Source organism: Cucumibacter marinus DSM 18995 (genome assembly GCF_000429865.1).
Classification (GTDB): Bacteria; Pseudomonadota; Alphaproteobacteria; order Rhizobiales; family Devosiaceae; genus Cucumibacter; species Cucumibacter marinus.
This window is the reverse complement of sequence record NZ_KE386978.1, coordinates 296808-323766: the sequence shown is the minus strand read 5'-3', so window position 1 is coordinate 323766 and position 26959 is coordinate 296808. Positions and strand designations below refer to the sequence as shown.

Here is a 26959-nt window from a genome sequence, read left to right as displayed (position 1 = left end):
CCTGACCGCAACCAGGAATCGAAAAGGCACTCCATGCCCGCCGCCTTCACCGACACGGAAAAACAGCGTATCCGCGCCGCCCTGATCACGGCGGGGTTCAAGCGCTTTCAGCGCCAGGGGCTCAAGGGCACAACGGTTGACGATCTGGCGCGCGATGTCGGCATTTCGAAAGGCGCGTTTTATGCCTTTTACAAAAACAAGGAAGCGTTGTTCGCCGATATCGCCGTCTCGCGGGAGGACGAAGCCTGGGCAAAGATCACCGGCGTACTCGAGAATCCCGGCGCCAACCCGGCCGCCCGGCTCTATGACGCTTCGGTCGAAATGGTCGAGAACGACCCCATGGTCCGCATGGTCACCGAAGCCGGGGCCGTCGAACAGTTCGTGCGCCGCCTGCCCGCCGAAGTGATCGCTGAGGGCTATGCCCGCAAGGAAGCGCGGCTCGTGGATTTCGCAGCGCGATGGAACGCGCTCGAAGTGGGGCCGCCAGTCACGACAAGCGATTTCAAGGCGCTTTTCACTTTCATCATCATGACCTTCATCCACCACCTCGAATTGCAGCCCGAGGATTATGAAGGCACCCGCGCCATGCTGCGCGACCTGTTCATTCTGAGGCTGACAAAGGGCAGACCATGATCCGTGTCTCAAATCTGAGCTATCGCTATCCTGGCACGCAGGCCGACATGCTCAAGGGCATCGACTTCGCTATCGAAGACGCCGAGATCCTGGGATTTCTCGGCCCCTCCGGCGCTGGCAAATCGACAACCCAGAATATTCTGATCGGCCTGTTGTCGGGCTACCGCGGCTCGATCGAAGTGATGGGCCGCGAGCTCTCGGACTGGGGGCAGGACTACTACCAGCATATCGGGGTGAGCTTTGAGTTCCCCAATCACTATCTCAAGCTGACCGCCCGGGAGAACCTCGGTTTCTTCGCTTCTCTTTACGCCGGCGAAACCCGCAGCCCCGACGAAGTGCTCGAGATGGTCGGACTGAGTGCGGACGCCGACAAGCGGGTCTCCGACTATTCAAAGGGGATGAAGATCCGGCTCAACGTCGCCCGCGCGCTGATCCATTCTCCGAAACTGCTGTTCCTCGACGAGCCCACCTCCGGGCTCGACCCGGTCAATGGCCGCAAGATCAAGGACCTCGTGCTGGGATTGCGCGAAACGGGCACCACCGTTTTCGTGACCACCCACAACATGAACCTTGCCGACGAATTGTGCGACCGCGTCGCCTTCATCGCCGACGGCGCCATTGAGGCCGTCGACAGCCCCCAGGCGCTCAAAAAGGCCCATGGCCGGCGCATGCTGCGCGTCGAATACACCAACGGCGCCCAAGCGCCCGAGGCCGCCGAGTTTCCCCTCGACGGGCTGGGGGAGAATGATGAATTCAACGCGCTTCTCAGATCGGGCGCCCGGCTCGAGACGGTGCACAGCCAGGAAACCACCCTCGAGAAAGTGTTCATCGACGTCACCGGCCGGGAGCTTGTGGCATGACCCGGCTAGTCTCCGCGATCCGCAACGACATGCTGGTTCAGTGGCGCACCGGGCTCTATGTGATCGGCATCGGCGCTGCCGTGCTCTCGGCACTGGCGCTGGGTTACCTCACCCCGGCCGAACACCTTGCCATCGCGGTCGCCGCGGTCATGCTGCTGGCGGTCGGCGGCTCGACATTCCTTTATGTCGGGGCCATGCAGATGTTCGAGCGCGATGAAGGCACCTTGCGGGCGCTGATCGCCTCGCCCCTCAACATGGATGAATATCTCGGCGCCAAGATCGTCTCGCTGACCGTTCTCGCCAGTCTGGAGGCCGTCGTCATGATCGGCGGCGCCATGGCCTATATCGCTTTCAAGGGGGGTGAGGTGACCTTGCCCAACCTACCGGTTCTTGCCCTGGCCGTTGTGCTGATCGGGGTCATTTTCACCTTGATGGGGGTGATCATGGCCGCTCGCTACACCTCGATCACGGCCTATCTCGTGCCGATGTCGGCCGTCGCGACCGTGCTGCAGCTGCCGCTCTTCTACTTCATGGGCGTGTTTACCCATTGGGCGTTTCTGATCATTCCGACCGGCGCCCCGACTATGCTGATGCTGGGCGCGTTTCGACCGCTCGAGACCTGGGAACTCGTCTACGCGCTCGGCTATTCGGCGCTGCAATTGGCGGTCGTGGCCATCTGGGCCCGCGCCGCTTTCGACCGGCATGTCGCCAAAAACGCCTGACGGGGCTCAAAAGGAGGCCATCATGGCCGGTACCACGCAAAGACTTCTGACCGGACTTTTGACGAACGATGCGCGGCTCATTCGCCGTGACGGGTTCCTGATCATGATGGCAGCTGTCCTTGCGGTCATCGCCATCGTGTTGCGGTTTCTCTTGCCCTGGGCCGATGTGTATCTGGCGGAGGCGGGACTGCTGCCCAATGCCTATGTGGCCAATTCGCTGAGTGCCTATTACCCGGTGATCGTCAGCTACATGACGTTGTTCGACGGTGCGCTGATCACCGGCGCGATTTTCGGCTTCGTGTTGTTGGATGAAAAGGATGGCCATACGCTCCAGGCGCTGATGGTCACCCCGGTGCGCCTGCGCAGCTATGTTGGCTATCGCGTTGTGCTGCCCTCGCTGCTGACCGCCATCGTGGTGCCGATCCAGATCCTGGTGATCGATCAGGCAGTGGTTGGGGGCGTGTCGCTGATCCTGTTCGGAATCGGGGCAGGCCTCGCCACACCGCTGATCGTTCTGTTTTATGCCATTGCCGCGGAAAACAAGGTCCAGGGCTTTGCCATGGCCAAATTCGTCGGCCTGGGCGGGTTGCTGATCCTGTTCGGCTTTTTCGTGCCCGAGCCCTGGCAATGGGGGTTGGCGCTGTTCCCGCCCTTCCTCGTGCACAAGGCCTACTGGCTGGCGCTCGAGGGATCAGCGGGATGGCCCATTCTGTGGGGGATCGGCGTTGTCTGGCAGATCGTTGTGACGCTCGCCATGATCCGACTTTTCGAAAGGCGGATGCGCCGCTGAGAGAGCCCCTGATTAGACCGCCGTCAGCAGCAGGATGCCGATCGCGGCAAAAACGCCGAGCAGAACCAGACCCGAAATGATGGTCAGCGGGCTCATCGGAAAACGCCGGTTCTCACCGGTTGTGGTCACATGGCGGGGATTGCGGAAACTCATGGGTTCCTCCTTTGCTGGCGCCCGACTGAGGCGCCGGACCGCACCCGGAAGGTAACCCCCCGGATGCGGCAGATCGTGGTGAGCGGCAGGGCCGCCGTGCAGTCCCGGTTAGCGGACCGTCAGGGTCTGGCCTTCGGGATTGTCCACATAGGTGGTCTGGTCATAGGCCTCCTGGCCTTCCAGCTCTTCCTGGGTAAACGGCGTGTGGACCGAAAGGTTGCCATTGCCGTCCTGCATGATCTTGAGTTCCTCGAAGGAAACCGCGATCGGCTTTTCACCAATGCCGAGGAAGCCGCCGACATCGACCACAAAGGCGTTCGCATTGCCTTCAGCATCGAGAATGATGTCGGAAATTTCGCCGAGATCCTCGTCATTGCCGCCATAGACAGCGGCACCCAGCAAGTCCCGGGCGCTGATGTCGGAGAGCGTGACCGGCTGCCAGTCGGCACCCATGTCGCCTTCCATCATGGTGTCGTCTTCCATCATGGCGTCGTCTTCCGACATGGAGTCTTCGGACATCATGGCGTCGTCGTTCTGGTCGGCCATATCCTGGTCGGCCATATCCTGGTCGGCCATGGAATCCACCTCACCGCCATTGTTGCCGCCGGCCATGGGCTCTTCCATCATCTGGTCTTCAGCCATCTGGTCTTCGGCAGCGGCAGGTTCCATCGGATCCGTGGTCATCGGATCAGTGGCCATCTGGGTATCGTCCTGCGGACCGACCGAGGCGACGTCGAAGCCGGGGGCGGCTTCAAGCTGTTCGCGCGTGATCGAGGTGATCAACACCTGGTCGCCATTGGCATTGACCGTCCAGGTCAGCTGGCTGAAATCGACCGCGACATTCTTTTCGCCAAGGCCGAGGAAACCGCCGACCCCGATCACGACTGCTTCGGCGCGGCCGCCCGGGCCCATCACGACGTCATTGACGTCGCCGACACGCTCGGCATTCTCATCCACGCCGCTGAACACGCCCTGACCAAGCAGCTCGGAAGCCAGGATCTGGTCTTCGCTCGGGGAGAAGAACCCATCCACGCTTTCCATCGGAGTGCCGGGCTCGGTCTGGAAGATCGGCTGATTGGCGTCGTCCATATTCTGGTTCATGTCCTGCGCATAAGCAGGGACGGCGATCATGATCGCCGCCAGTGCCGTGCTGGCAATCAGCTTGTTCATCATGCTAGTATTCCTTTGCATCGTTGATGTAGGCGACTGCTTCCCCCGATTACGTTGCCAGACGCGGACGGGGAGGCAGCCGCTTCTACCGATAAACGAAGCGGCTTCGATTCAGTTCCGCCTTGCAGTGCAACTGATTGGCCTCTCAGCGATTGTATTTCCATATTCTGCTGCTAGAGCTTGTCGACCGGCCGCCCGGTAGGCCAGATAACGCTCGATACGGACACTCAATGAACCGCTTTGTGCCGATCATCATCTTTCTGCTCGTGCTGGCCGCCGCCGGTAGCCTGGCGATCACCATCGAGATGTCGGAGCGCCATGCCGACCAGCTCAAATTCGAATCGCTTGCTGACGAAGCGACCCAGGCGGTTGAAGGCAGGATCGCACAGCATTTCTCGATCCTGACGGCCACCCGCGCCATGTTCCGCGCCTCGAGCGCTGACGTGGATCGGCCCGCCTTTGCCAAGTTCGTCACCGATCTCAATCTCGAAAACCTGCATCGCGGGGTGCAGGGCATAGGCTTCGCGCGCATGATTCCGGTCGGGCAGGAAGAAGTCGCGGAAACCCAGATCGCACGCAATTACGGGCGCGAGTTCAAGGTCTATCCGCCCACCACCGAAGACTTCCGCTTTCCCATTGTGCTGCTCGAGCCATTCAATGACCGCAATGCCCAAGCGGTGGGTTACGACATGTTCGCCGAGCCGGTGCGCCGGGCCGCGATGCGACAGGCGATCGCCGAGGACAATCACGTCGCAACCGGCGCGGTGGTGCTGCGCCAGGAGAACGGCGAAGACCCGCAAAACGGCTTCCTGGTCTATTTGCCGGTCTATGTGGATCCGCTCACCGCGGGAGATTCGGATGCGCCCTGGCGGGTACGCGGCTTTGTCTATGAGGCCTTCCGGGCCGGGGACCTGTTCGATGCCGCGCTTCAACGGCCCCTGCTGTTGCCGGTGAGCGTCGAAGCCTTTGACGGTCCTGATGCCGACGCGCCTTTGCTCTATTCGTCGAGCACGCGGGTGCAGCCCGAAGGCGGGCGCATCGCCACCGTGACGCGCAACATCGTCGTCGGCGGCCGCACCTGGCACCTGCGTATGCGACCGACCACCGCATTTTCGCCGCGCACACCGGGCGTGACGGCGGGGCTGGTGGCGATTGTGGGACTGTTGCTGGCCGGTTCGCTTGCGCTTCTTGCGCGCATCCAGGCTGAAGCCATTTCCACGGCCTCCAAGCTGGCCGAGGTCAATGCCCAATCGTTGGCCGACAAGGAGTTGCTGCTTCAGGAAATGAAGCACCGGATCAAGAATTCGATCTCGCGCATCCTGGCCATGGCGCGGCATACCGCCCGAAGCGCTGAAACGACTGAAGGTTTTATCCGGTCCTTTTCGGAGCGGCTCGAAGCCATGGCCCGCTCACAGGACATGCTGACGCGGTCCCGTTGGGAACAGATCCCCTTGCGCGATCTGCTCACTGCGGAGCTCGAGCAGGTCTTTGGCAGCCAGATGGATCAATGCAAGCTCGAAGGTCCCCGGGTGATGCTGCAGCCCGGCCATGCCCAGGCGCTCGGGCTCACCTTCCATGAACTGGCGACCAATGCGCTCAAATACGGTTCGATCTCCGAGGCCGAGGGCAGGCTCAATGTCGGCTGGGTGATGACCGGTGGCCGCAACTCGCCCGAACTTGAACTGGTCTGGGAGGAAATCGGGGTCAGCGAGATCACGGCGCCGAGCGGCACAGGCTTTGGCTCACAGCTCATTCGCGCCAATCTCGAAGGTGAACTCTCAGGTCGTCTGGACGTGCAATTTGCAAACAAGGGCGTGCGCGTGGAAATGCGTGTTCCTTTCGCTGCACCTGAGCCCGAACCGCGGCGGCGGCGCGGCAGGAAGGGGCAGGACAAGGCTGGCGCCCATCGCGACAATCCGGGGGCCAATCCCGAAAGCGCGGGTTGATCGGCAAAGAAAAAGGGGCGCCGTCGGCGCCCCGTTTCGTCCTGTCGGTTTCTCCGGCCTTAGAAGACACCCAATAGAGCCAGAATGATCACGACCACCAGGATCGTGCCCAGCACGCCGGACGGGCCATAGCCCCAGCCGCGCGCATAGGGCCAGCTCGGAATCGCACCGAGAACGGCCAGGATCAGAATGATGATGAGGATCGTCGAAAGGGTCATCGAAGCTCTCCTTGGTTGGTGGATAGCGGACAGCCCCGGCTTCTAGGGCCCTGCAATCCGGTCGCAGGATGAATGCGACAGCCCCGATTATGGTTCCCTCATTGGAACGAGAGAGGGTCTCGGCGCGTTTCTCTTATGTCCCTCCCGATAGAGCGATCAACAAACGGAGAAACGCGATGAACTGGAATCAGATTGAAGGCAAGTGGGATCAATTCCGCGGCCAGGTGCAGTCCCATTGGGGCAAGCTCACCAATGACGATCTCGACGTGATCAAGGGCAAACGCACCGAACTGGCCGGCAAGATCCAGGAGCGCTACGGCAAGACCATCGATGAAGCCGAGCGCGAAATCGACGAATGGCAGAACCGCCAATAGACCAGGCGGCTCCTCCCGGGCTGCCCCTGACAAGTTGAACGCCCCGACCGGGTTTCCGGCGGGGCGTTTAATGTGGGCGGATCCGACGGTTCGGACCCTTAGAGCTCGAAATAGGGTGCGGGAACGGTCAGCTCGTAATCGACCGTGCCGTTACCGATCGACAGGTGCGCATCGCCGTCCACCGAGGCGGGGGTCACCTTGCGCAAGACCGTCATGCCGAACCGCACTGCTCCAGGGCTTTCCGCCCCAGGGGATTGTTCGTGCCAGCGCAGGATCAGCGGTGGCGGATTCCCGTTCGCACTTTGCCCGAGCCGGGCGGTGATGCTCACAGAACCGCGACCATTGCCAAGGGCGCCATAGCGCGCCGAGTTGACGGACAGTTCGTGCAGGGCCAGCCCGATATGCAGAGCCGCCCCGGGCACGAAATAGGGGTTCGCACCTTCGCTGGTGACCTGATGCCGGGCATCCTCGGCATAGACCGCGACCTGGTGATCGACGAGCTCGGACAGCCGCGCACCGCGCCAGTCCGAATTGGTGATCAGGTCCTGGGAGGCGGCCAGCGACTGGATGCGCCCCCTCAGATCGATGAGGAACCGGTCTAGGCTCGGTGCATGCCGTGCGGTCTGCGACACAATGCTGGAAATGATCGCCAGGAGGTTTTTCGAACGATGGCTGACCTCACGCAGCAGGGATCGCACCGCGTGTTCGCGGCGACGGTTTTCGGTGACGTCCAGAAGCGTGATGAGCGTGCCGGGGCGGCCGCCATCGTCGGCCTCGTCAGGTTCGACATAGAATTCGAACCAGGCCGATCGATTTTCGAGATCGGTGGCGATCTCGGTACGCTGCGCTTTCTGACCGGGTTCCAATGAGGTCAGGACCGCGTCGAGATGCTCGGCCGTTGGCGCGCCGAACAGATCGGAGAGGGACTTGCCTATGACATTGCCGGAACTGAATTCAGGCGGCAGATTGTGGACCCATGCAATGTGGCCATCGGCATCGAGATAGACGACGCCGACCTTTGTGCCGGCGAGGGCCCTGTAAAGCAGCTTGCCGATTTCCTCCGGCTTGGGATCAGACATCGCGGTTACTCGAAACAATTGCGCTCCCCCGCCATGGGGAAGCGCAACGGGCATGAATGTCCCGGCGATTGGCCGGGTAGAAGCGAGCCGCCGCGCCTAGAGGCTCCGGTTGCGGCGGAATAGACCCATGACCAGGGACACCACGAGGAATGCCAGGAAAACATAGAACAGCACCTGGGCGATACCCGCAGCGGCACCGGCGACCCCGGAAAAGCCGAGAACGCCCGCGATCAGGGCAATGACGAGAAAAACGAGTGCGTAATAAAGCATTGGATCTCTCCGGGTTGTAACCTCCAGGAAAAACGCTTTGACGCCCTTCTGGTTCCCTGATTCCGGCGCGTCCCCTTACGCTTTTCACGCCAGTTGCTTGGCCTGGGTCTCAAAGAACAGCGCCTGCGAAATCAGCGCCTTCAACATGTCGGGATTGAACGGCTTGGTCACCAGGAATGCCGGTTCCGGCCGCTCGCCGGTCAAAAGCCGTTCGGGGAATGCGGTGATGAAGATCACCGGCAGGGCGACATCGGCTAGCATGTCCTTGACCGCATCGATACCCGAGCTGCCATCGGCGAGCTGGATATCGGCAAGCACCATTTTCGGTGGCGATTTGCGGAACAGATCGAGTGCTTCGTCGCGCGTCCGCGCAATGCCGGTCACCGAATGCCCGAGACCTTCAACGAGCTGTTCGATATCCATGGCGATCAGCGGCTCGTCCTCGATGATGAGGATTTCGGTGCGCATCTGATCGGAAATATCCCGGGTTGCCTCGTCAATCAGCGCGGTGAACGCCGCATCGTCGATATCCATGACCTCGGCGGCTTCCTTGGCGGAAAACCCTTCAACCGCCTCGAGCAGGAAGGCCTGGCGCGGGGCAGGGGCGATATGGGCGAGATTACTGGCGGCGCGCTTCTCCCAGCCGAAGCTGTCCTGCTGCTGATCGATCTCGACATTGAGCCGATCGAACAAGGCGATAAAGACCTTGTACAGCGCAATCCTGTCATTCGACGCTTCGGGGAACAGATCGACATCGGCAATCAGCGCTTCGAGCACCGCTGAGACATAGGCATCGCCGCTGGTCTGGGAACCGGTGACCGCGCGCGCGAACCGGCGCAGATACGGCAAATGCGGCGCAATTCGCAAGGAAAGTGACATAGATCAGGTGCTCCTTCATCATCACCGAAAGGCCACGCTCGCGCGCGGCAACGTATCCAAAACGGTGTGGGGTCAAAAAAGTTCCGAGGGCATGCAACTTTTTTCGCGGTGGCGAGTTTAAGCCTAAATGCGGGAACACCACCCAACAAGCGGACCAGGACCATATGAGCTCAAAACCGGAGACCAAAAACGAACCCGTTGCCGCCCCGCCCGGGCGGCAGGACGATGCGCTGGGCCCCAACTCGGCCATCGGAAAGAAGCTGCGTGCGCTTTATGACGATGTGATGTCCGAAGAAGTGCCTGACCGCTTCATGGACCTCCTCGGCCGTCTCGAAGACGCGGAAAAGTCCAGCGGGAGCCAGCAGCCAGAAGACGCCGACGGCACCTCCCAGGACAAAGAGGATTGATTCCTGATGACCGAAACCCCCAGTTTCAGAGACGGTCTGATCGAGGTCATTCCCAATCTCCGCGCCTTCGCGGTGTCACTGTGCCGTAAGCCCGACCGGGCAGACGATCTGGTACAGGAATGCCTCGTCAAAGCCTGGGACAAGCGCGACAGCTTCGCGCCCGGGACCAATCTCAAGGCCTGGCTTTTCACCATTTTGCGCAATGAGTTCTATTCCCAGATGCGCAAGGCCGGTCGTGAGATCGGCGACCCCGACGGTGCTTTCACCGCCAAGCTGGCCACCCATCCCGGCCAGGACGGCGCAATGGACCTCGAGGATTTCCGCAAGGCGCTTGCCCAGCTCCCCGATGATCAGCGTGAAGCGATCATTCTCGTCGGTGCCTCGGGCTTTGCCTATGAAGAGGCCGCCGAGATCTGCGGTTGTGCCGTCGGCACGGTCAAAAGCCGTGTCAGTCGTGCCCGCATCCGGCTCAAGGAAATCCTTGGCCTCGACGATAGCGAAGCCAGCCCCTACGGGCCGGATGCCGTCGCCGAGCAGGTACTGCAAAGTGGATTTCAGCGTTAGATCTGACCGGCACGCTTGAGACTGCGTTCGAGTGCGCCGGTGACTTCCTCGTCCCTGAACGGTTTCGCCACGACATCGATATCCTCGAACCCGCCATGTTCCTCGATTTCAGCTCCATAGCCGGTGACGAAGATGAACGGGATCTTGCGGGCGCGAAGGGCCTCGGCGGTTTCGAAACAGGGCAGACCCCGGATTCTGACTTCCATGATTGCCAGATCGATCGGTTCTTCGAGGATCGCCTGCGCAAGCGCAGCCTCCTGATCGTCGAAGGTGAGGACGCGGCCCACACCGGCATCCTCGAGTGCGCGTTGGAGATCGAGCGCAATCAGAACCTCGTCCTCAAGCACAAGGATGGATTTGCCTCTCAGGCTCTCAATGGGCAAGACGGGGTCCTCAACAAGGCCATGATCGGGAGTGAGTTCAATAGACATGGCGCCAGCTTCTGCCCCGATCGTCGCCCTGTCATTAAACTAAGACATAGCAACGACAAGTTTTTTGCTCACCACAACGGGCGGGAGAAGAGATGTGACCACCAATGGTGAGATCACCAATGGACCAGGTTTGAGGGCGCGCGACTGCACTCACTGCCCATTGCGCAAGATTCCGGCATTTCGCGAGTTCTGCGATGAAGAGCTCGATTTTGTCTCCCGCTTCAAGCGCGGCGAGCTGACGGTGGCGCCCGGCGCCACGGTGCTGACCGAAGGCTCCAACTCACCGCATCTCTACACGGTGCTGGAAGGCTGGGGATTCCGCTACAAGACCCTTGAGGACGGCAGCCGCCAGATCCTCAACTATGTCATGCCCGGCGACCTTGTCGGCCTCCAATCGGCAGTGATGAACGAGATGCAGCATTCGGTCGAGGCGCTCAAGCCGATGACCCTTTGCGTCTTCGACCGCCGGGAACTTTTCGATCTCTACCGGTCCCATCCGGGCCTTGCCTTCGATGTGACCTGGCTTGCCGCCCGTGAAGAGCAGATGCTCGACGAGAATATTCTCAGCCTTGGGCGCCGCAGCGCCCGCCAGCGCGCCGCCTATCTGCTGTGTTTTCTCAATGACCGCCGGCTGCAATGCGGTCTGTCGCTCGGGCGCGACGGTGCCTTACCCCTTACTCAGCAACACGTTGCCGACACGCTCGGCTTTTCGCTGGTGCATACCAACAAGACGCTCAAGAAACTCGCCACCGACCAACTGGTCAAATGGACCGAGGACGGCTGCGTCATTCTCGAGCCGGAAAAGCTGGCCGATCTGGCCGATTGGCAGGGCCTTGGTGACACGCCGCGCCCCTTCATCTGAACCCGTCGCCTCAAAGGCTAGCCCTTGCCCGGAATGGGTGGGTGGCCAAAGCGTTCTCCCGCGTCCCAGGCCGGCACCTGATTGCCATAAGCCGGGACGCCGCCAGCCTGCTTCAGCATCGCGGCGAGGTGAATGAGGTTCCAGGTCATGAAGGTAGTGTTTCGGCGGGTGAAATCATTGTCGTAGCCCGCGCCATCATCGCCATAGGAGGGCCCTGGCCCAGCCTCCCCGATCCAGCCGCAATCGGCCTGCGGGGGAATGGTGTAGCCCACATGCTGCATCGCATAGAGAACGGTCATCGAGGCGTGCTTGACCCCGTCTTCATTGCCGGTGATCACCGCCCCGCCCACTTTGCCGTAGAAACGGTACTGGCCCTTTTCATTGCGCTGGCCGGAATGGGCGTAAAGCCGCTCGATGATCACACGGCAGACCGAGGACTCCTCACCCAGCCACAAGGGAGTGCCGATGATGAGGATGTCCGCGTCGCGCACATGCGGCCAGACCTTGTCCGGCCATTCGTCGGCCACCCCGGTCTCACGCATGTCCGGCTGGACCCCGAAGGCGATGTCGTAGTCGGTGGCCCTGAGCGAGGTCACCGCGACCCCGGCATGAGCCAGGATCGCCTCGACATTGGCGAGGAGACGGGCGGTGTGGGAAGGCTCGGGCGCCCGCTTGAGCGTGGTATTGATGAGGCAGGCCGTGAGTCCAAGGTCGCTGTAATCTGGTGCCTCAGGGCGCGGCGTTGATGCGTGTTCGTCGTTCGGGGACATGAATGTTCTCCATAGTGACGGGTCTGGCTTGCGGCATGATGTGCCGCCACACGGCCAATGTCACCAGCAGCGCCGGAACCGCGACGAACCCGCCGACAGGACCCCAGATCCACAACCAGAAGGTCAGGCTCAAGAAGACAATGAACGGGTTGAGCGTCATCGTGCGCCCGATCACGGCGGGAAACACGAACTGCGCTTCGATGAAATTGATGCCGAGATAGATGATGACCGGCCAAAGCGAGTTGACGATGCCGTCATAGGTCGACAGCCCGACCCCGAACAGGATCAGCGCGACCGCGGCCGGCCCGATATAGGGAATATAGTTGAGAAGGCCCGCCAGTGCCCCCCAGAGCGGGGCGGCGGGTACGCCATAGGCGGAAAGCGCCAGCCACACCGCGATGCCTTCCCCGATATTGATCAGCGTGATCGAGATCAGAAAGCGGGACACATAGCGCTCGACATCGCGGAACACATGCGCCACCCGCCAGCGCAACCGGCGCTGGAGGCACATGCGCAGCACCCCGTCGCGGATCTGGTTCCGGGTGGCGACAAAAAAGAACAGACCGACCAGAAAGATGCCGATCTGGCCCAGAATGGCAGGCACCGACACAACGAGCCCGGTCACCGTGCTGTTGTCTTCCAGGGCCACTGTCATCTGTGTGCTGTCGGCGCCGGTGACTTCCTTGATCTGGTCCTGAAGGCCCGAGATGATCGCCAGCGGCTCGCGCAGCGACGACAATTCGCTTTTGAGCTCGGCCCAGATCGCAGGTGCCCGCACGACCCACTGGCGCAATGGTTCGGCAAAAGCGGTAAGCGCGCCCGCGATAACGAGAAGCGATGCCACAACGACAAGCGCCGCGGCGGCGTGCGAATGCACACCCATCCGCTCGAGGCGGGCCGCGGGCGGCCCGAGCATCAGCCCCACAACCACCGCCACCGCCATCGGCGCCAGCACGAAGCGACCCACATACAGAACCCCCGCAAACGCGGCCAGCCCCACTACCAGCATGGCGAGTTGGCTTGCGCGGTGAAGAGTCAAATCGGGGTCGAACCCCCGGCTGAACCGGGCGGTAGTGCGCGGTGACATTTGCATGGGGAGTGCCTGCTGGCTGGTTTCAACTGCCCTCAAGCAACGCCCCAGTCACCTTCGTGGTTCCGCCTTGGAACCCTGAGGGCCCGGGCGGCGTTTGTCTTGCAACCCAAACGGCAAACCGCCAAAGGAGTAAAAGTCATGGCACAGAACCAGGCCAGAAACGGCAATGGCGCGGCCAGCCTTCATGAAGACTATGAGAAGCTGCGTGCCGATTTCGACAAGCTCCAGGACGACTTCAAGGCGCTCAATGCCTCGGTAGGCAAACTCGGCACCAATGGCGTCAAACAGGCTGAGCGCGAGGCGCGTCAGCGCACGGACGACGTGCTCAACGCCGGCAACGATGTTGCCGAGGAGCTTGGCCGGCGCGTTGGCGGGCTCGAACGCGACCTGATCGAAAATGTCCGCGATAAACCTGTGACCGCCATGGCGGCCGCAGCGGGCCTCGGTTTTGTCCTTGCGCTTCTGACCCGGTGAACCCCATGGCCGCCGAAAGACTGAAATGGCTGATCCAGGCAGAAGCCGGCGCCCTGAGCCAAAGCGTCAAGGCGATGGTGACCCTTTACGGCGTCGCCGGGCTGATGGGCGCACTGGCGCTCACTTTTGGCATCGGTGCCGGCTACCTCGCTGTCGCTGAGCGTGTCGGCCCCGTCATGGCAGCGCTCTATTTCGCCGGAGGTACGGCGGTGATCGGCGCCTTGTTCCTGATCATCGCGCGCTTCGTACTCTGGTCGCGGGTGCGCCGGCGTTCTGCCCGGATCGGCGCAATTGCACCCTATGCGGCGACCCGCGACATGATCGATGCGGTACCCGCGGGGCTGATCCGCCGTCATCCGCTCGCCGCCTCGCTGCTGCCGGCGGCAGTCGCCGGCTATGTCTATGGCCGCAAAAACGGCGATTGATGGCGAGTATCGATGTTGGAAGGCGAGTATTGGTGTTGGAACTTGGCGCGAACAGATGCGTTGACCCCTTAGCCGGCATCAGGGCCGGCGGAAAGGAAAGCACCATGGCTGCGCAAGAAACCCAAAAGGGCGATGGCGTCCGCGTCACGGAAACCGAGGCCAAACAGGCCCGAAAAGGCTTTCCTGTTCTGGCTGTTCTGGTCATCTCGACCGTGACGGTCGCGGTGATCTTTGCCGGACTGGTGATCGCCTATATGTAAGGCGGCACTGGTCTCGAAAGCTCATTGTGAAACAGAAGAAGGGCGCCTTGCGGCGCCCTCCGCTGTCGATAGGGCAGAAATTATTTCTTGCCGGATTTGCCGGCGGGCACCTTGATCGAGCTTGCGCCCGATTTGCCGCCGGCCTTGCCGGACTTGCTGTCCTTGGCCATTTCCCACTCCAGTGAAGAGGCGTCACGCCTGATTGCGGTGCCGCGCTCATCCGGTAACCCGCCCCGCGCGCGGGGACTATCAGGGCACAAGTCTGCTGGCTGAGGTTGGCCGGCGCGTCTCACCTGCAAGGGACTGACGGGCGGTATGGCCTTTCGCTTGGCGGGCTTGGCTCGCTCGCGTGGGGCGCTGCCGGAACAACGCTCACCGGCATCGATTCCGCGCTTTGATTGCGGTTTATTTATGATCGCCGGGACTACGATAAACCCCTGCGGTCAAAAAGAAAACCGCCGCCCGGGAGGTCCGGGCGCCTCGGGTGGAACCCACCCAGAAAAGAAACCGCCGTCCGGGAGGCCCGGGCGCCTCGGGTGGAACCCGCCCAGAAAGGAAACCGCCGCCCAGAAAAGAAGCCGCCGCCCGGGAGGCCCGGGCGGCGGCCGCGATCGTCAAGGGAATTGAGCGATCGGAAAGTGAGTGCCTAGCGCTCGATCGAGGCCTTGCGGAAGATCGGCTCATTCAGCGACGAGCGCCAGAAGCCTTTCACCGCGGGCGACATCATCATGTACTGGTTGCGGTGATACATCGGCAGGATGACGTGATCATTCATCATGATCGCCTCAGCCTTGCGCATCTCCGCCAGCGATTCGGCGGGCTCGGCAGTGGCCTTGGCCGCCGCGATGGCCGCGTCATAGTCCTCGTTCTTCCAGCCAGCCAGATTGTTCGGGCTGTTGGAGGTGAAATTATCGAGGAAGGTCATCGGGTGCGGATAGTCGGCGCCCCAGCCCATCTGTGCGATCTGGTATTCGATTTTCTGCACTTCAGGGTAGTAGACCTGCCACTCGGTGGCCTCGATCTTCACGTCGATGTTGAGGTTTTCCTTCCACATCTGCTGGATGGCTTCCAGCAGCTTCTGGATCGGAGGCGAGGTGTAGGTCACGAAGATGGTTTCGGGGAAGCCTTCACCATCCGGATAACCGGCCTCGGCCAACAGGGCCTTCGCGCCTTCGACATCGGCGGTGGTCGACAGGCCGAAATCGGCGCCGGCATCCCGGAAGTCTTCGCCCGCAACGCTCATGCCATAAGGCACCAGCGAGATCGCCGGGGTATCGGCGGCCTGCAGCACGAATTCGACGATCTGCTCGCGGTCGATGGCCATCGAGAGGGCCTGACGGACCTTGACGTCATCGAGCGGAGCCTGGTTCGGGTTGAAGAAGGCGTAGGTGGTGCCGAGCGCGGGCACGACCATGAACGCATCGCTTTCGACCGAAAGGCGCGGAATGTCGGAAGCGGGCACCGATTCGATGCCGTCGACATCACCGGCTTCCATCGCAGCAAGGGCGGTGGAGGGCTCGGGAATGAGGCGCAGTACGATCTTGTCGAGTTCGACCGAATCCGCCTGCCAGTAGTTCGGGTTCTTTTCGAGAACCACGGATTCGCCGAGATTGAATTCGGCGACGCGGAAGGCGCCGGTGCCGATATAGGTCTCGGGATCGCGGGTCCAGCCATCCGGATCGGCGGTCACCACATCCTCACGGGTGGGATGGAACACCGAGAACGGCAGGAGCTGCATCATGTAGGGGACGCGCTGGTTCAACGTGAAGGTCAGCGTACGGTCGTCGGGTGCCGAAATCGCGACGTCGCCTTCGCCGCCATTATTGTAGAACTCCTCGCCGCCCTTGATCAGGAACAGCTGAGCGGCGTTCTTGGCGCCCGCGGCCGGGGTCAGAACACGCTTCCATGCCCACACGAAATCATGGGCATTGAGCGGCTCGCCATCCGACCATTTCGCATCTTCGCGAATGTGGAAGGTGTAGGTCAGCCCGTCATCCGAGATTTCCCAGCTTTCCGCGAGGCCGGGCTCCACGGCACCGTTCTCGTCGCGGCGCACCAGGCCTTCGAAGGTGTTGACGATGATCGGCGTGGCGAAGGTTTCCGTCGTCGTGCCCGGATCATAGGTGTCGGATTCATTGTTGACGACATAGACCAGGGTATTGTCCTGGGCGACGGCCGCACCACCAAGGGCGAAGGCCGCGACTGCCGTCAAGCCTATCAAGCGCTTGAACATGCTTCTCTCCTCTGTGTTCGAGGGGTTTCCCCCCTCACGCTTATCAAGACCGCTTTTCGGGCCATTTGGCCCCTTATCGTTATCGCGGCCTGTGATTCTTCATTCGGCGTAATGGCAGGCAGCCAGGTGACCGCCTCCCATCTCCTTGAGCGGCGGTTCTTCTGCCGCACATTTGTCGGTCGCAAGCGGGCAGCGCGTGCGGAACCGGCAGCCCGAGGGGATATCCATCGGGCTGGGGATTTCTCCGCGCATGCCTTCATCTGCGCCCTTGCGTTTGGGGTCAGGCACCGGAATCGATTTGAGCAGCGCCTGCGTATAGGGGTGTTTGGGGCCCTCATAGAGCGCGTCACGGTCGGCGAGTTCGACCAGCTTGCCCAGATACATCACCCCGATCCGGTCCGAGATGTGCCGGACCATCGACAGATCGTGGGTGATGAACAAATAGGTGAGCTTGAACTCTTCCTGCAGGTCCTCGAGCATGTTGACGACCTGCGCCTGGATCGACACGTCGAGCGCCGAGATCGGCTCGTCGCAGATCACCAGCTCTGGCTCGAGCGCAAGCGCCCGGGCAATACCGATGCGCTGGCGCTGGCCGCCTGAAAACTCATGCGGGAAACGTGTCGCGTGGCTCTGGTTGAGCCCGACCCGCGTCAGCAGGTCGTGCACCCGTTCGGTGCGCGATTTCTCGGTGCCGATGCGATTGATCTCAAGCGGCTCGGCAATCAGGTCCCTGACACTCATGCGCCCGTTCAGCGAGGCATAGGGATCCTGGAAGATCATCTGCATGCGGCGCCGATAGGGAATCAGTGCCTGGCGGTCGAGCCCGGCAATGTCGGTGCCATCGAACTCGATCCTGCCGCCGGTCGGCCTGTAAAGCCGGATGAGGGCACGGGCGAGGGTCGATTTCCCGCAGCCGGATTCACCCACCAGCCCCAGCGTCTCGCCGCGGCGGATTTCGAGGTCGATTCCGTCGACAGCCTTGAGCACCTGTTTGTGACGTCCCAGCAGGCCGCTGGTGACATCAAAATGCTTCTCAAGGCCCTTGAGCGTGACGAGCGGGGTGGCGGCCGGTTCGGCTTTCGGCGTGTCAGTCTTCGCGATCTCGTTCATGCCGCCCCCTCATGCTCTCTCGCGTTGACCTCGGGCACTTCTGGTGCGTCAGCGTGATGCAGCCAGCAGCGCGCGGCCTGCCCGGCCCGCAGGACCGGCGTATCGCCGGCGCAGTAGAGCTGTGGCACCGCCTCGGTGCAGATGCCCATGGCATGGGTGCAGCGGGGCGCGAACGGGCACCCCGCAGGCGGATGCAGCATGTCGGGCGGTGAGCCCGGGATCGGGCTCAGGCGCTGATGCTCGCCGCTCGAAAGGTCTGGAATGGATTTGAGAAGTCCCTGCGTATAGGGGTGGCGCGGGCTTTCGAACAGGTCCGCGACCCGGCCCGTCTCCATCACCATGCCGCCATACATGACCAGGATCCTGTCGGTCACCTCGGCGATGACGCCAAGATCGTGGGTGATCAGGATGACCGCCATGCCAAGGCGCGACTGCAGCTCCTTGAGAAGCTGCAGCACCTGGCGCTGGATGGTGACATCGAGCGCAGTGGTGGGTTCGTCCGCGACCAGAAGCTTCGGATCGCAAGACAGCGCCATCGCGATCATCACGCGCTGGCGCATGCCGCCTGAAAATTCATGCGGATAAGATTTAAGCCGCTTGGATGGTGAGGGGATTTTCACAAGGTCGAACAGTTCGATCGCGCGCTTTGCAGCGTCGGCGCGCGAAACCTGACGGTGCGCTCGGATCGTTTCGATGATCTGCTCGCCGACTGTAAGCGTCGGATTGAGCGAGGTCATCGGGTCCTGGAAGATCATCGAAATGTCGTTCCCGCGCAGCGCCCGCATCTGGCGCGAAGGCAGGGTGGTGAGGTCCTTGCCTTCAAACACGGCAGACCCGTCGAGCACCCGGCCATTGGCCTTCAACAGCCTGAGTACCGACATGCAGGTGATCGACTTGCCGGACCCTGATTCCCCGACAATACCGAGGATCTCGCCGGGATAGACGTCGAAGGAGACCCCGCGCACGGCTTTGACTTCCCCGCGGTCGGAGAAAAAGCTCGTCGACAAATTCTTGACCGACAGGATCGGTTCGCTTGTGTGCGCAGCGGTGATGGTCATTTGCGCAACCTCGGATCGAGCGCATCACGCAGCCCGTCGCCTAAAAAGTTGAAGGCGAACATGGTCAGCGAGATCGCGGCGGCAGGGAAGAAGAGCTGATAGGGATAGGCGCGAAGCGTTTCGACGGCTTCGGATGTGAGCGTGCCCCAGCTGGCGAGCGGCGGCGTGACCCCGAGCCCGATGAAGCTCATGAAGCTTTCGATGAAGATCGCCGAGGGGATCAGCATGGTCAGCGTCACAAGGATCGGCCCCATCGTGTTCGGTAACAGATGCCGGGTGAGAATCCGCCTTGTGCTCGCGCCCATGGTTTGGGCCGCGGCGACGTAATCGGCCTGTTTGAGCGACAGGATCTGCCCGCGCACAATGCGCGCCATATCCACCCAATAGACCGTGCCGATAGCGACGACGACGGATAGCAGCCCGTTCTGAAGCACCACCATCATCAAGATCACATAGAGCGTCAGCGGGATCGTGGCGATGATCTCGACGATGCGCATCATCACACTGTCGACCGCACCGCCGAAATAGCCGGAAATCCCGCCATAGAAGACGCCGATGAAAAAGTTGACCAGCGAGGCGACGAACGCGACCGTGAGTGAAATCCGGGCGCCATAAAGCTGGCGAACCAGCAAATCGCGGCCGAGCTGGTCCGTGCCGAACCAGTTGGTGGCGTTCCATGACCAGCCCGAGGTGCCGATCACTTCGCCGGTTTCCGCGTCGAGCATGCGGGCGGGCAGGGATTTGAAATCCATCAGGACAGCGGTTTCGCCGAACTCATAGCGGTGCTGCTTGTTGATGAGGTCCTTCTTGGTGGCGCGCAACAGCCCTTCGACCTCGCCACCCGGACCCACGCCATAGACCTTGAAGTTCCCCGAATTGAGGAAGAAGCGTGCCGTCTCGCCGGTGCCCGTTTCGACCTCGTAGGTCTCGAAAAAGGGCGGGATGTTGGACAGCGCCAGATCTTGCTCGAAATAGGAATAGCGCGAGAACCACGGACCGATGATCGCCGCGACCAGCAACAGCACGATAAAGGCCAGCGACAGCATGGCCGGGATGTTGCGCGAAAGCCGCCGCCGGGCGTCCTGCCAATAGGTGAGGCTTGGCGCGGCGATATATTCCGCGTCTCCGGCATCGGGGCCGACCTTGAGCCATTTGTCGGCCGGGATCTGGCTGACAGATGGCGGGGCGGCGGGCGCCTTGCTGGCCACTTCGGAAGGAATCGTGTCGGTCATGACGATGCCTTTCCAAGCTTGATGCGCGGATCGAGCGCCAGATAGATCATGTCGACGATGAAGATCATCACCATGAGAAAGGCGGCGTAAAAGATCGTGATGCCCATAATGGTGGTGTAGTCGCGATTGGTGATCGACAGGACGAAATGCCGGCCAATGCCCGGCAGGGCGAAGATCTGTTCGATCACGAAGGAACCCGTGAGAAGATTGGCAACAACCGGCCCGAGAACGGTGACGATCGGAATGAGCGAGTTCCTCAGCCCGTGCTTGAACAGGACCTGCATCGGATGCAGCCCCTTGGCCTTGGCGGTGGTCATGTAGTCTTCGTTGAGGGTCTCGAGCAGGCTCGAGCGCGACAGCCGCGCGATAAAGGCGAGCCAGAACCCGGAGAGGGCTAGAACCGGCAGGATGAACCCGCGCCAGTCGTCGAGCCCGAAGGTTGGCACCCAGCCGAGCCGGAGCGCGAAGATATAAAGCGTGACGGTAGCCACCACATAAGAGGGAATGGCGACCCCGATGGTTGCGAAAACCATGACAAGCGTGTCCGGCCATTTGTTGCGGAACAGCGCCGCGACGATGCCGAGCGGCACCCCGAGCGCGACCACGCACAGCAGAGCCAGCACGCCGGTCTTCATCGTGACCGGCAGGCCCTCAACGATCATTTCATTGACCGTCAGGCCCGGATATTTGAACGACGGCCCCAGATCCAGGACGGCGATACCCTTGAGATAATTGAAATATTGCAGCCAGATCGGGTCGTTGAGGTGGTATTTCGCATCGAGCGCGGCCTGGATTTCAGGCAGCACCTGCTTTTCCGAAGTGAACGGCCCGCCGGGCACGGCATGCATGAGGAAAAAAGTCAGCGTGATGATCGCGAACAGGGTCACGATCATCATCAAAAGCCGCCGGATGATATAGCCGATCATGGCCGCTTCTCCGATTTGGAGGTGCCGGGCAGCCGCTCGATGGAGCCGCCCGCCGCCTCGATATCTTCGCGCTGGTCGATGGGCGCAGTGCCCGACCAGAACACCCGTGCCGGCTCACTGCCGGTATTGGCCCAGCGATGCGGGCGGGTGGAAACGAAATGCAGGCTGTCTCCCGGCTGCATGACAAAGCTGCGCCCTTCGAGGGTGAAATGCACATGGCCCGAGAGCTGATAGGCGATTTCCTCGCCTTCATGCCGCGACACTTCCGAAGCAAAACCGGGTGGGACAGTGATGATGTAGGAGGTCATTTCCGAGCCCGGAAAACTGGCGCTCAGCCGCTCATAGACCATGCCGTCCTCATCGACCCAGAACGCCTCGCGCCTGCCGGCGCGGGTCAGCGCGCTCTGCGTGGCGGGGGCGGCGACAAAATAGTCGATCCCGACCCCGAGAGCCTTGGCGATCTGGTTGAGTGCGGTCAGGGAAGGCGAGGCATGGTCGCGTTCGACCTGGCTCAGGAACCCGACAGACAGGCTGGCGGCCTCACCCAGCTGGGCAAGCGTGAGATGCCGCTTCTTGCGCAAAGACCGGATCAGCGGACCGACACGGGGATGACCCGCCGGGGCGGGCTCGTTGCCGGTATTCTCGCTCATGACGCGCTCAGCGCCGGGGGTCGTCGAGGCCATATCCGTGTCTATCAAAATTTTTTTGATAGGACCAAGATAATTTTGACAGGCCGGTGACAGTGTCCCCGATTACAGGCTCGCCAGAAGCGCCGCATTGCCTCCCGATGCCGTGGTGTCGATGCAGCAATGGCGCTCGAACGCAACGCGGGTGAGGTCGGCATGATCGGTGATCAGCGGCAGGATCGGCCCCTGGCGCGCCGCGAGTGCCACCCGCAACGGCTTGAGCATCGCATCGCTGCCGAAACAGGCGACGGCCTCGATGTCGAAATCGCCCAGCATGGCCGGATCGAAACTGCCATCGACTGCAACCACCGCCGCATCCGCCGGCAGGCTCCGCGCCACTTCGCCCGCCCCCGGCGCACACAAAATGGCAACATTGCCATGGCTCAGCGCCGCCTCTGCCTGAACGGTGAGGCTTTCTGCATCGGGGCCCAGACACAGCACGACACCGCGCGGGAAGAGCCGCAATATGTTGCTTTCCCCGGTCGGGCCAGGCAGATGCGTGGCATCGACGGGGGCGTCCGCAGGCTTGCGACGAGTAAGATCGGCGAGCGCCAGGTCCAGCCGCTCGCGCGAGGCGGCCGGGCCTTCGGCGGTTGTGTCCTTGCGGGGCTCGGGGCGCGCGAAACGCGGCAAATAGTGCGGACCACCCGCCTTGGGGCCGGTGCCGGAAAGGCCTTCGCCGCCAAAGGGCTGCGACCCCACGATCGCCCCGATCTGGTTCCGGTTCACATAGACATTGCCGGCCTTGACCGACATCGCGACCTTGTCGGCCCGCCGCGCGATGCGCGAATGAAGCCCGAAGGTCAGCCCGAACCCTTTGGCATTGACCGCCGCAATCACCTTGTCGAGATCCTTGGCGGCGAAACGCGCCACATGCAGCACGGGACCGAACACCTCGCGCTCGAGCGCCTCGATGCCGGACACCTCAATCACGCTGGGTGGGACAAAGGTGCCCGTTTCGGGCACGTCGATCTGATTGACGATCGCGCTCTTGTGGGCTTCGAGGTAACCGGTGATGTCGGTGAAGGCTTCATCATCGATCACCGGGCCGATATCGGTCGAAAGCAGCCAGGGGTCGCCGAGCCGCAACTCGTCCATCGCGCCGTAAAGCATGGACAGGAACCGGTCTGCGATATCCTCCTGGATGTAGAGAATGCGCAGTGCCGAACAGCGCTGCCCCGAGCTCTGGAAGGCCGAGGCGATCACATCATCGACAGCCTGCTCGGGCAGCGCGGTGGAATCGATGATCATGGCGTTGAGACCGCCGGTCTCCGCGATCAGCGGTGCATCCGGCGCCAGGTGCTCGGCAGCGGACTTGTCGATCAGCTTGGCAGTATCGGTCGAACCGGTGAAGCAGATCCCGGCGATGCGCGGATCCGCGGTGAGCGCGGCGCCAACCACTTCGCCCCGGCCCGGCAGATAGATCAGCGCCTCGGCGGGCACACCCGCCTCATGCAGCAATTGAACGGCCCGCGCCGCAATCAGCGGGGTCTGTTCCGCGGGCTTGGCGATCACGGCATTGCCGGCGGCGAGCGCCGCAGTCAATTGCCCGGTAAAGATCGCCAGCGGGAAGTTCCAGGGCGAAATGCAGGCGAACACGCCGCGGCCTTCCGGTGCCGGTGAGGCGGTCTCGGCCTGATGCGCATAATAGTTGAGGAAATCGACCGCCTCGCGGATTTCCGCCACCGCGTCGGGCAGGGATTTCCCCGCTTCCCGTGCGGCCAGCGCGAACAGCTCGGGTGCGTGCTTCTCATATAGCGCGGCAGCGCGTTTAAGGGCAGCAGCGCGTTCGGCAACCGGGGTGGCAGTCCATTTGGTAAAGCCCTTTTCCGCCAGCGCGATGGCGGCTTCGGCGGTGTCGGTATCGGCCTCGATGAGCGTGCCGACAATGTCTTCGGGATTGGCGGGATTGCGCACTTCGGAGGGCGCATTCGAAGAGGCGAGATCCGGATAGGCGCCGGCAAGGTCCGGAGTGACCTCCCACCGATGAGTACGGAAGGGCCCGCGCTCGCCATCAAGCGCGTAGAGCGTGTCCGGATCGGTGAGGTCCCAGCCCCTGGCGTTGGCGCGCTCCGGCGCGAACAGGTTGGGCGGCGGCGTGATGGCCGGGTGCGGGATGGCGTCGCCGAGTTCTTCGATCACCGAGAAGGGATCGCGCGCCACATCGGATGCGTGGATGTTCTTGTCCGCGATCTGATGCACGAAGGAGCCATTGGCCCCGTTCTCCAGAAGCCGACGGACGAGATAGGCGAGCAGGTCGCGGTGCTGGCCGGCCGGCGCATAGATCCGGCAATTGACTTTCTCGCCTTCGACAAGCGCTTCATGCAGCCGCTCGCCCATGCCGTGCAGGCGCTGGAATTCATACTCGGTGCGGTCGAGCCCTTCCTCATCGGCGAGATGCAGGATTGCGGCGGCCGAATGCGCGTTATGGGTCGCGAACTGCGGATAAATCCGGTCGCGATAGCGCATCAGCTTCCGGGCACAGGCGATGTAGGACACATCGGTCGCCGCCTTGCGGGTGAAGACCGGGAAACCTTCGACACCCTCGACCTGGGCGCGCTTGATCTCCGCGTCCCAATAAGCGCCCTTGACGAGGCGCACCATCAGTTTGCGGTCGAACGAAGAGGCGAGGGAATAGAGCCAGTCAATGAGCGGCGCGCAGCGCGGGCCATAGCCCTGCACCACGACCCCGAACCCGTCCCAGCCTTCAAGGGCAGGGTCGCGCAGAACCGTCTCGATCACATCGAGCGAAAGGTCGAGCCGGTCGGCTTCCTCCGCATCGATATTGAAGCCCATATTCGCGTCGGCGGCCATTTTCGCCAGCGCCAGGCAGCGTGGAGCCAGTTCGGCCATCACCCGGTCCCGCTGGGCAACCTCATAGCGCGGATGCAGAGCCGAAAGCTTGACCGAAACCCCGGGGTTCTGACGCACCTCGCCTGATTTGCAGCCCTTGGCGATGGCGCGGATGGCCTTGGCATATTCTTCGAAATAGCGTTCTGCATCCGCTGCCGTGCGGGCGGCTTCCCCCAGCATGTCATAGGAGTGGGAATAGCCTATCTTTTCATTGGCTTCGGCGCGCTTCATGGCCTCGTCGATCGTGCGCCCGAGAACGAATTGTCCACCCATGATGCGCATCGCCTGGGTCACCGAAGCGCGCACCACAGGTTCGCCCAGCCGTTTGACAAGCGACTTGAGCACCTGCAGCGGGTTTTCGGTATCGCGGGACATCAGGCCGCCGGTCAGCATCAGCGCCCCGGTCGCCGCATTGACGAGCGGGGAGCCCGACCGTCCCCAATGCGCGCCCCAGTCGCCGAACCCGATCTTGTCGTCGATCAGCGCATCGACGGTGCGGTCGTCGGGCACGCGCAAGAGCGCCTCGGCGATCTGCATCAGCGCGATGCCTTCCTTGGTGCCCAGCCCATATTCCCCGAGGAAGTCCTCCATGATTGTCGGTCGGTCAGCCTTGCGCGCAGTCTCGACCAGATCGATTGCCCGCACCGTGATCGCTTCACGCGCTTCCGGCGACAATTTCGCTGCCTCAATCAGCCCTCTGACGGTTGCGGCCTCGTCGGGCCGGTGAAGGGCCCGGAGGCGGGCGCGGCATTCAGCGAGGCTTGCGGGCAGGTCCATCGGGGCTCTCTCGTTCTCGCCTTTTCGGGGCGGTTTGAACTGCATGGGGTCTGACGGCCGGCGCCTTGCGCGCATCACGACCGGACTTGAACCATTATGCCGTTTCACCACATAGTCTTTCGACCTGAAATATGCTCCTGGGTAGGTTGTTCGCCTGTTTCTGTCGCATGTTGGAAGACGAATGGACCAAGAATGACTGATATCGAACGGCTCGACCGGATTGACGAACGGATCCTGAAGGAACTGAGCGCCGATGGGCGCCTTTCGATTGCCGCGCTGGCACGGCGGGTGAACCTGTCGAAGACCCCTTGTCAAGCCCGGGTCAAACGGCTGGAACAGGCGGGCTACATTCTCGGCTACCGTGCGATCATCAATCCGGAGAAGCTCGACCGCGCCCATATCGCTTTTGTCGAGGTGAAGCTGACCGATACTCGCGCTGGCGCGCTCGACGCCTTCAACAAGGCGGTCATGAAGATGCCCGAGATCGAGCAGTGCAACATGATCGCAGGGTCATTCGACTATCTGTTGCGCGTGCGCACCCGCGATATTGCCGATTATCGCGCCGTTCTGGGCGAGAAGATTTCGGCCCTGCCGCATGTCGCGCACACCAGCACTTATGTCTCGATGGAAAACGTCAAGGATGTCGACCACGATGCCGTCGGACCGGATGTGCTCTAGCCTTTTGCGAGCAAGGCTTCGATCTCGGCGCGCGCAGGCATGGAGGGGCCGGCCCCACGCCGGGTGACGGCGATTGCTGCCGCGGCATTGGCGAAACGGATTGCGTCCTTGAGGGTCTGACCTTCCTCAAGCGCCGTGCAAAGGGTGCCGCAGAAGCAATCCCCGGCCCCGGTCGTGTCGACCACATCGGCCTTGCGTCCTTCCACGCGGATCGCATCATCGGCGGTGACCGCCAGAACACCTTCGGCGCCGAGCGTGATGACGACCGTCTGGTCGTCCCGCACCATCAGTGCCCGCGCCTGCGCCACCAGCCCATCCCCGTCACGCGCCGAGACCTCGGCGGCATTGGCGTAATGCGCCAGTTCGGTCTCATTGACGATCAGAACATCGGTCAGCGCGAACAGGTCCCGCCCTTCATCAATGGCCGGGGCAGCGTTGAGAACCCGGAGCCCGCGTCCCGCTGCGGCCTCGAACAGCGCTTTGATGGCTGCAACGGGCATTTCGAGCTGGCTGAGAAAGACGGTATGCAGTTCAAACGCGCCAGGCTTTTTGTCAAAGGCGTGGTTGGCGCCGGGCACGACGATGATCGCGTTCTCGCCCTTGGCCGAGACCCCGATATAGGCCTGCCCGGTCGGCGTATCCGCAAGCCGGACGACCCCTTCCGTGTTGATGCCAGTGTCCTCGAGATAGGCCACAAGCGTGGCGCCGGCTTCGTCTTCCCCCACGGCGCCAAACAGGCTGACCTTCGCGTCGGCCCGCGCAGCGGCGATCGCCTGATTGGCGCCTTTGCCGCCGGAAAACCGGTCCATGCCGCTGGCGGAGACCGTCTCACCAGGGGCCGGCAACGTCTCGACCGACAAGACGATATCGAGATTGATCGAACCCAGGACATACATGTGCGGCTTCCCGACTTTTGAGAGAAGGTTCGAGGCGGCAAGGTTTTTTTGCCTTGCACCCGCCGTCTGTGGCATCACAATGCGCGAACGCGGCCAGCCTTGTTGCCATGGCTGGAACGCGTCTTGCAAT

General features: G+C 62.2%; 30 protein-coding genes. 13 read left to right on the top strand and 17 right to left on the bottom strand.

The features are described 5' to 3' along the window. The first annotated feature begins 33 nt into the window (after window positions 1–33). Genes G489_RS22010 through G489_RS0114950 form a run of 4 tightly spaced genes read left to right on the top strand, consistent with a single transcriptional unit; the run spans window position 34 to window position 3005 of the window. Window positions 34–633, top strand: coding sequence for a TetR/AcrR family transcriptional regulator (locus G489_RS22010; RefSeq protein WP_029042202.1), 600 nt, complete (start codon window positions 34–36; stop codon window positions 631–633). Further along, entirely contained in the window at window positions 630–1493 is an 864-nt protein-coding gene (locus G489_RS0114960) for an ABC transporter ATP-binding protein (RefSeq protein ID WP_029042201.1), read from the top strand. Before G489_RS22010 ends, G489_RS0114960 begins: the two co-directional genes overlap by 4 nt. Then, entirely contained in the window at window positions 1490–2215 is a 726-nt protein-coding gene (locus tag G489_RS0114955; RefSeq protein ID WP_029042200.1) for a fluoroquinolone export ABC transporter permease subunit, read from the top strand. Before G489_RS0114960 ends, G489_RS0114955 begins: the two co-directional genes overlap by 4 nt. A gap of 22 nt (window positions 2216–2237) precedes the next feature. Next, complete coding sequence (locus tag G489_RS0114950; RefSeq protein WP_029042199.1) at window positions 2238–3005, top strand: hypothetical protein; 768 nt, start codon at window positions 2238–2240, stop codon at window positions 3003–3005. A 12-nt stretch (window positions 3006–3017) separates the two neighbouring features. Here G489_RS0114950 and G489_RS22510 read toward each other — a convergent pair whose 3' ends face one another. Together G489_RS22510 and G489_RS0114940 are read right to left on the bottom strand one after the other, a co-directional pair. Further along, on the bottom strand, window positions 3018–3158 hold the full coding sequence (locus tag G489_RS22510; protein WP_155889413.1) for a hypothetical protein: 141 nt from the start codon (window positions 3156–3158) through the stop codon (window positions 3018–3020). A gap of 108 nt (window positions 3159–3266) precedes the next feature. Beyond that, window positions 3267–4331: a PRC-barrel domain-containing protein gene (locus tag G489_RS0114940; RefSeq protein ID WP_029042198.1), complete on the bottom strand. Its 1065-nt coding sequence runs from the start codon at window positions 4329–4331 to the stop codon at window positions 3267–3269. Between the two features lie 227 nt (window positions 4332–4558). Here G489_RS0114940 and G489_RS20880 point away from each other — a divergent pair, with 227 nt between their 5' ends. Beyond that, window positions 4559–6274, top strand: a complete 1716-nt coding sequence (locus G489_RS20880) for a CHASE domain-containing protein (RefSeq protein WP_051332695.1) — start codon at window positions 4559–4561, stop codon at window positions 6272–6274. A 59-nt stretch (window positions 6275–6333) separates the two neighbouring features. Here G489_RS20880 and G489_RS22330 read toward each other — a convergent pair whose 3' ends face one another. Then, a complete protein-coding gene (locus G489_RS22330) occupies window positions 6334–6492 on the bottom strand; it encodes a DUF3309 domain-containing protein (protein WP_035872841.1) in 159 nt (52 codons plus the stop codon). A gap of 176 nt (window positions 6493–6668) precedes the next feature. On the opposite strand from G489_RS22330, the gene G489_RS0114925 reads away from it, so the two are divergent. Next, on the top strand, window positions 6669–6866 hold the full coding sequence (locus G489_RS0114925) for a CsbD family protein (protein WP_029042197.1): 198 nt from the start codon (window positions 6669–6671) through the stop codon (window positions 6864–6866). A 98-nt stretch (window positions 6867–6964) separates the two neighbouring features. On the opposite strand, the gene G489_RS0114920 is transcribed toward G489_RS0114925, so the two are convergent. From G489_RS0114920 to G489_RS0114910, 3 genes are all read right to left on the bottom strand, one after another. Continuing rightward, entirely contained in the window at window positions 6965–7945 is a 981-nt protein-coding gene (locus G489_RS0114920; RefSeq protein WP_029042196.1) for a PAS domain-containing sensor histidine kinase, read from the bottom strand. A gap of 96 nt (window positions 7946–8041) precedes the next feature. Further along, the gene (locus G489_RS22325; protein WP_029042195.1) at window positions 8042–8215 is read right to left on the bottom strand and encodes a DUF1328 domain-containing protein; all 174 of its coding nucleotides are present in this window, start codon (window positions 8213–8215) and stop codon (window positions 8042–8044) included. Window positions 8216–8299: 84 nt separating this feature from the next. Continuing rightward, complete coding sequence (locus G489_RS0114910) at window positions 8300–9094, bottom strand: response regulator (RefSeq protein ID WP_029042194.1); 795 nt, start codon at window positions 9092–9094, stop codon at window positions 8300–8302. Window positions 9095–9258: 164 nt separating this feature from the next. On the opposite strand from G489_RS0114910, the gene G489_RS20870 reads away from it, so the two are divergent. Both G489_RS20870 and G489_RS0114900 read left to right on the top strand, forming a co-directional pair. Further along, a complete protein-coding gene (locus G489_RS20870; RefSeq protein WP_051332694.1) occupies window positions 9259–9501 on the top strand; it encodes a NepR family anti-sigma factor in 243 nt (80 codons plus the stop codon). Between the two features lie 6 nt (window positions 9502–9507). Next, complete coding sequence (locus tag G489_RS0114900) at window positions 9508–10065, top strand: sigma-70 family RNA polymerase sigma factor (RefSeq protein WP_029042193.1); 558 nt, start codon at window positions 9508–9510, stop codon at window positions 10063–10065. Here the strand turns inward: G489_RS0114900 and G489_RS0114895 are convergent. Beyond that, window positions 10062–10496, bottom strand: coding sequence for a response regulator (locus tag G489_RS0114895; protein WP_051332693.1), 435 nt, complete (start codon window positions 10494–10496; stop codon window positions 10062–10064). The two genes, G489_RS0114900 and G489_RS0114895, sit on opposite strands and share 4 nt — an antisense overlap. 94 nt (window positions 10497–10590) lie before the next feature. On the opposite strand from G489_RS0114895, the gene G489_RS0114890 reads away from it, so the two are divergent. Beyond that, window positions 10591–11358: a Crp/Fnr family transcriptional regulator gene (locus G489_RS0114890; RefSeq protein ID WP_245578926.1), complete on the top strand. Its 768-nt coding sequence runs from the start codon at window positions 10591–10593 to the stop codon at window positions 11356–11358. 17 nt (window positions 11359–11375) lie between these two features. Here the strand turns inward: G489_RS0114890 and G489_RS0114885 are convergent, their stop codons facing one another. Both G489_RS0114885 and G489_RS20865 read right to left on the bottom strand, forming a co-directional pair. After that, complete coding sequence (locus G489_RS0114885) at window positions 11376–12128, bottom strand: flavodoxin family protein (RefSeq protein WP_029042190.1); 753 nt, start codon at window positions 12126–12128, stop codon at window positions 11376–11378. Further along, window positions 12088–13221, bottom strand: coding sequence for an AI-2E family transporter (locus G489_RS20865; RefSeq protein WP_051332692.1), 1134 nt, complete (start codon window positions 13219–13221; stop codon window positions 12088–12090). Before G489_RS20865 ends, G489_RS0114885 begins: the two co-directional genes overlap by 41 nt. 138 nt (window positions 13222–13359) lie before the next feature. On the opposite strand from G489_RS20865, the gene G489_RS0114875 reads away from it, so the two are divergent. From G489_RS0114875 to G489_RS22505, 3 genes are all read left to right on the top strand, one after another. Beyond that, the gene (locus G489_RS0114875; RefSeq protein WP_029042189.1) at window positions 13360–13695 is read left to right on the top strand and encodes a DUF883 family protein; all 336 of its coding nucleotides are present in this window, start codon (window positions 13360–13362) and stop codon (window positions 13693–13695) included. A gap of 5 nt (window positions 13696–13700) precedes the next feature. Continuing rightward, a complete protein-coding gene (locus G489_RS0114870; RefSeq protein WP_029042188.1) occupies window positions 13701–14120 on the top strand; it encodes a hypothetical protein in 420 nt (139 codons plus the stop codon). A 104-nt stretch (window positions 14121–14224) separates the two neighbouring features. Beyond that, window positions 14225–14380: a hypothetical protein gene (locus G489_RS22505; protein WP_155889412.1), complete on the top strand. Its 156-nt coding sequence runs from the start codon at window positions 14225–14227 to the stop codon at window positions 14378–14380. A gap of 646 nt (window positions 14381–15026) precedes the next feature. On the opposite strand, the gene G489_RS20860 is transcribed toward G489_RS22505, so the two are convergent. From G489_RS20860 to putA, 7 genes are all read right to left on the bottom strand, one after another. Beyond that, the gene (locus G489_RS20860; protein WP_051332691.1) at window positions 15027–16613 is read right to left on the bottom strand and encodes a peptide ABC transporter substrate-binding protein; all 1587 of its coding nucleotides are present in this window, start codon (window positions 16611–16613) and stop codon (window positions 15027–15029) included. A gap of 99 nt (window positions 16614–16712) precedes the next feature. Then, entirely contained in the window at window positions 16713–17723 is a 1011-nt protein-coding gene (locus G489_RS0114850) for an ABC transporter ATP-binding protein (protein ID WP_029042187.1), read from the bottom strand. Beyond that, window positions 17720–18781, bottom strand: coding sequence for an ABC transporter ATP-binding protein (locus G489_RS0114845; protein WP_029042186.1), 1062 nt, complete (start codon window positions 18779–18781; stop codon window positions 17720–17722). Before G489_RS0114845 ends, G489_RS0114850 begins: the two co-directional genes overlap by 4 nt. After that, a complete protein-coding gene (locus tag G489_RS0114840) occupies window positions 18778–20013 on the bottom strand; it encodes an ABC transporter permease (protein ID WP_081691607.1) in 1236 nt (411 codons plus the stop codon). Before G489_RS0114840 ends, G489_RS0114845 begins: the two co-directional genes overlap by 4 nt. Then, entirely contained in the window at window positions 20010–20939 is a 930-nt protein-coding gene (locus G489_RS0114835; protein ID WP_029042184.1) for an ABC transporter permease, read from the bottom strand. Before G489_RS0114835 ends, G489_RS0114840 begins: the two co-directional genes overlap by 4 nt. Beyond that, entirely contained in the window at window positions 20936–21589 is a 654-nt protein-coding gene (locus tag G489_RS20855; RefSeq protein ID WP_035873029.1) for a helix-turn-helix domain-containing protein, read from the bottom strand. The genes G489_RS0114835 and G489_RS20855 overlap by 4 nt, the downstream gene beginning before the upstream one ends. Window positions 21590–21691: 102 nt before the next feature. Continuing rightward, the gene (putA, locus tag G489_RS0114825) at window positions 21692–25255 is read right to left on the bottom strand and encodes a bifunctional proline dehydrogenase/L-glutamate gamma-semialdehyde dehydrogenase PutA (RefSeq protein WP_029042183.1); all 3564 of its coding nucleotides are present in this window, start codon (window positions 25253–25255) and stop codon (window positions 21692–21694) included. A 192-nt stretch (window positions 25256–25447) separates the two neighbouring features. Here putA and G489_RS20850 point away from each other — a divergent pair, with 192 nt between their 5' ends. Then, on the top strand, window positions 25448–25933 hold the full coding sequence (locus tag G489_RS20850) for an Lrp/AsnC family transcriptional regulator (protein ID WP_051332689.1): 486 nt from the start codon (window positions 25448–25450) through the stop codon (window positions 25931–25933). On the opposite strand, the gene G489_RS0114815 is transcribed toward G489_RS20850, so the two are convergent. Then, window positions 25930–26829: a ribokinase gene (locus G489_RS0114815; RefSeq protein WP_029042182.1), complete on the bottom strand. Its 900-nt coding sequence runs from the start codon at window positions 26827–26829 to the stop codon at window positions 25930–25932. The two genes, G489_RS20850 and G489_RS0114815, sit on opposite strands and share 4 nt — an antisense overlap. Window positions 26830–26959 lie beyond the last annotated feature (130 nt).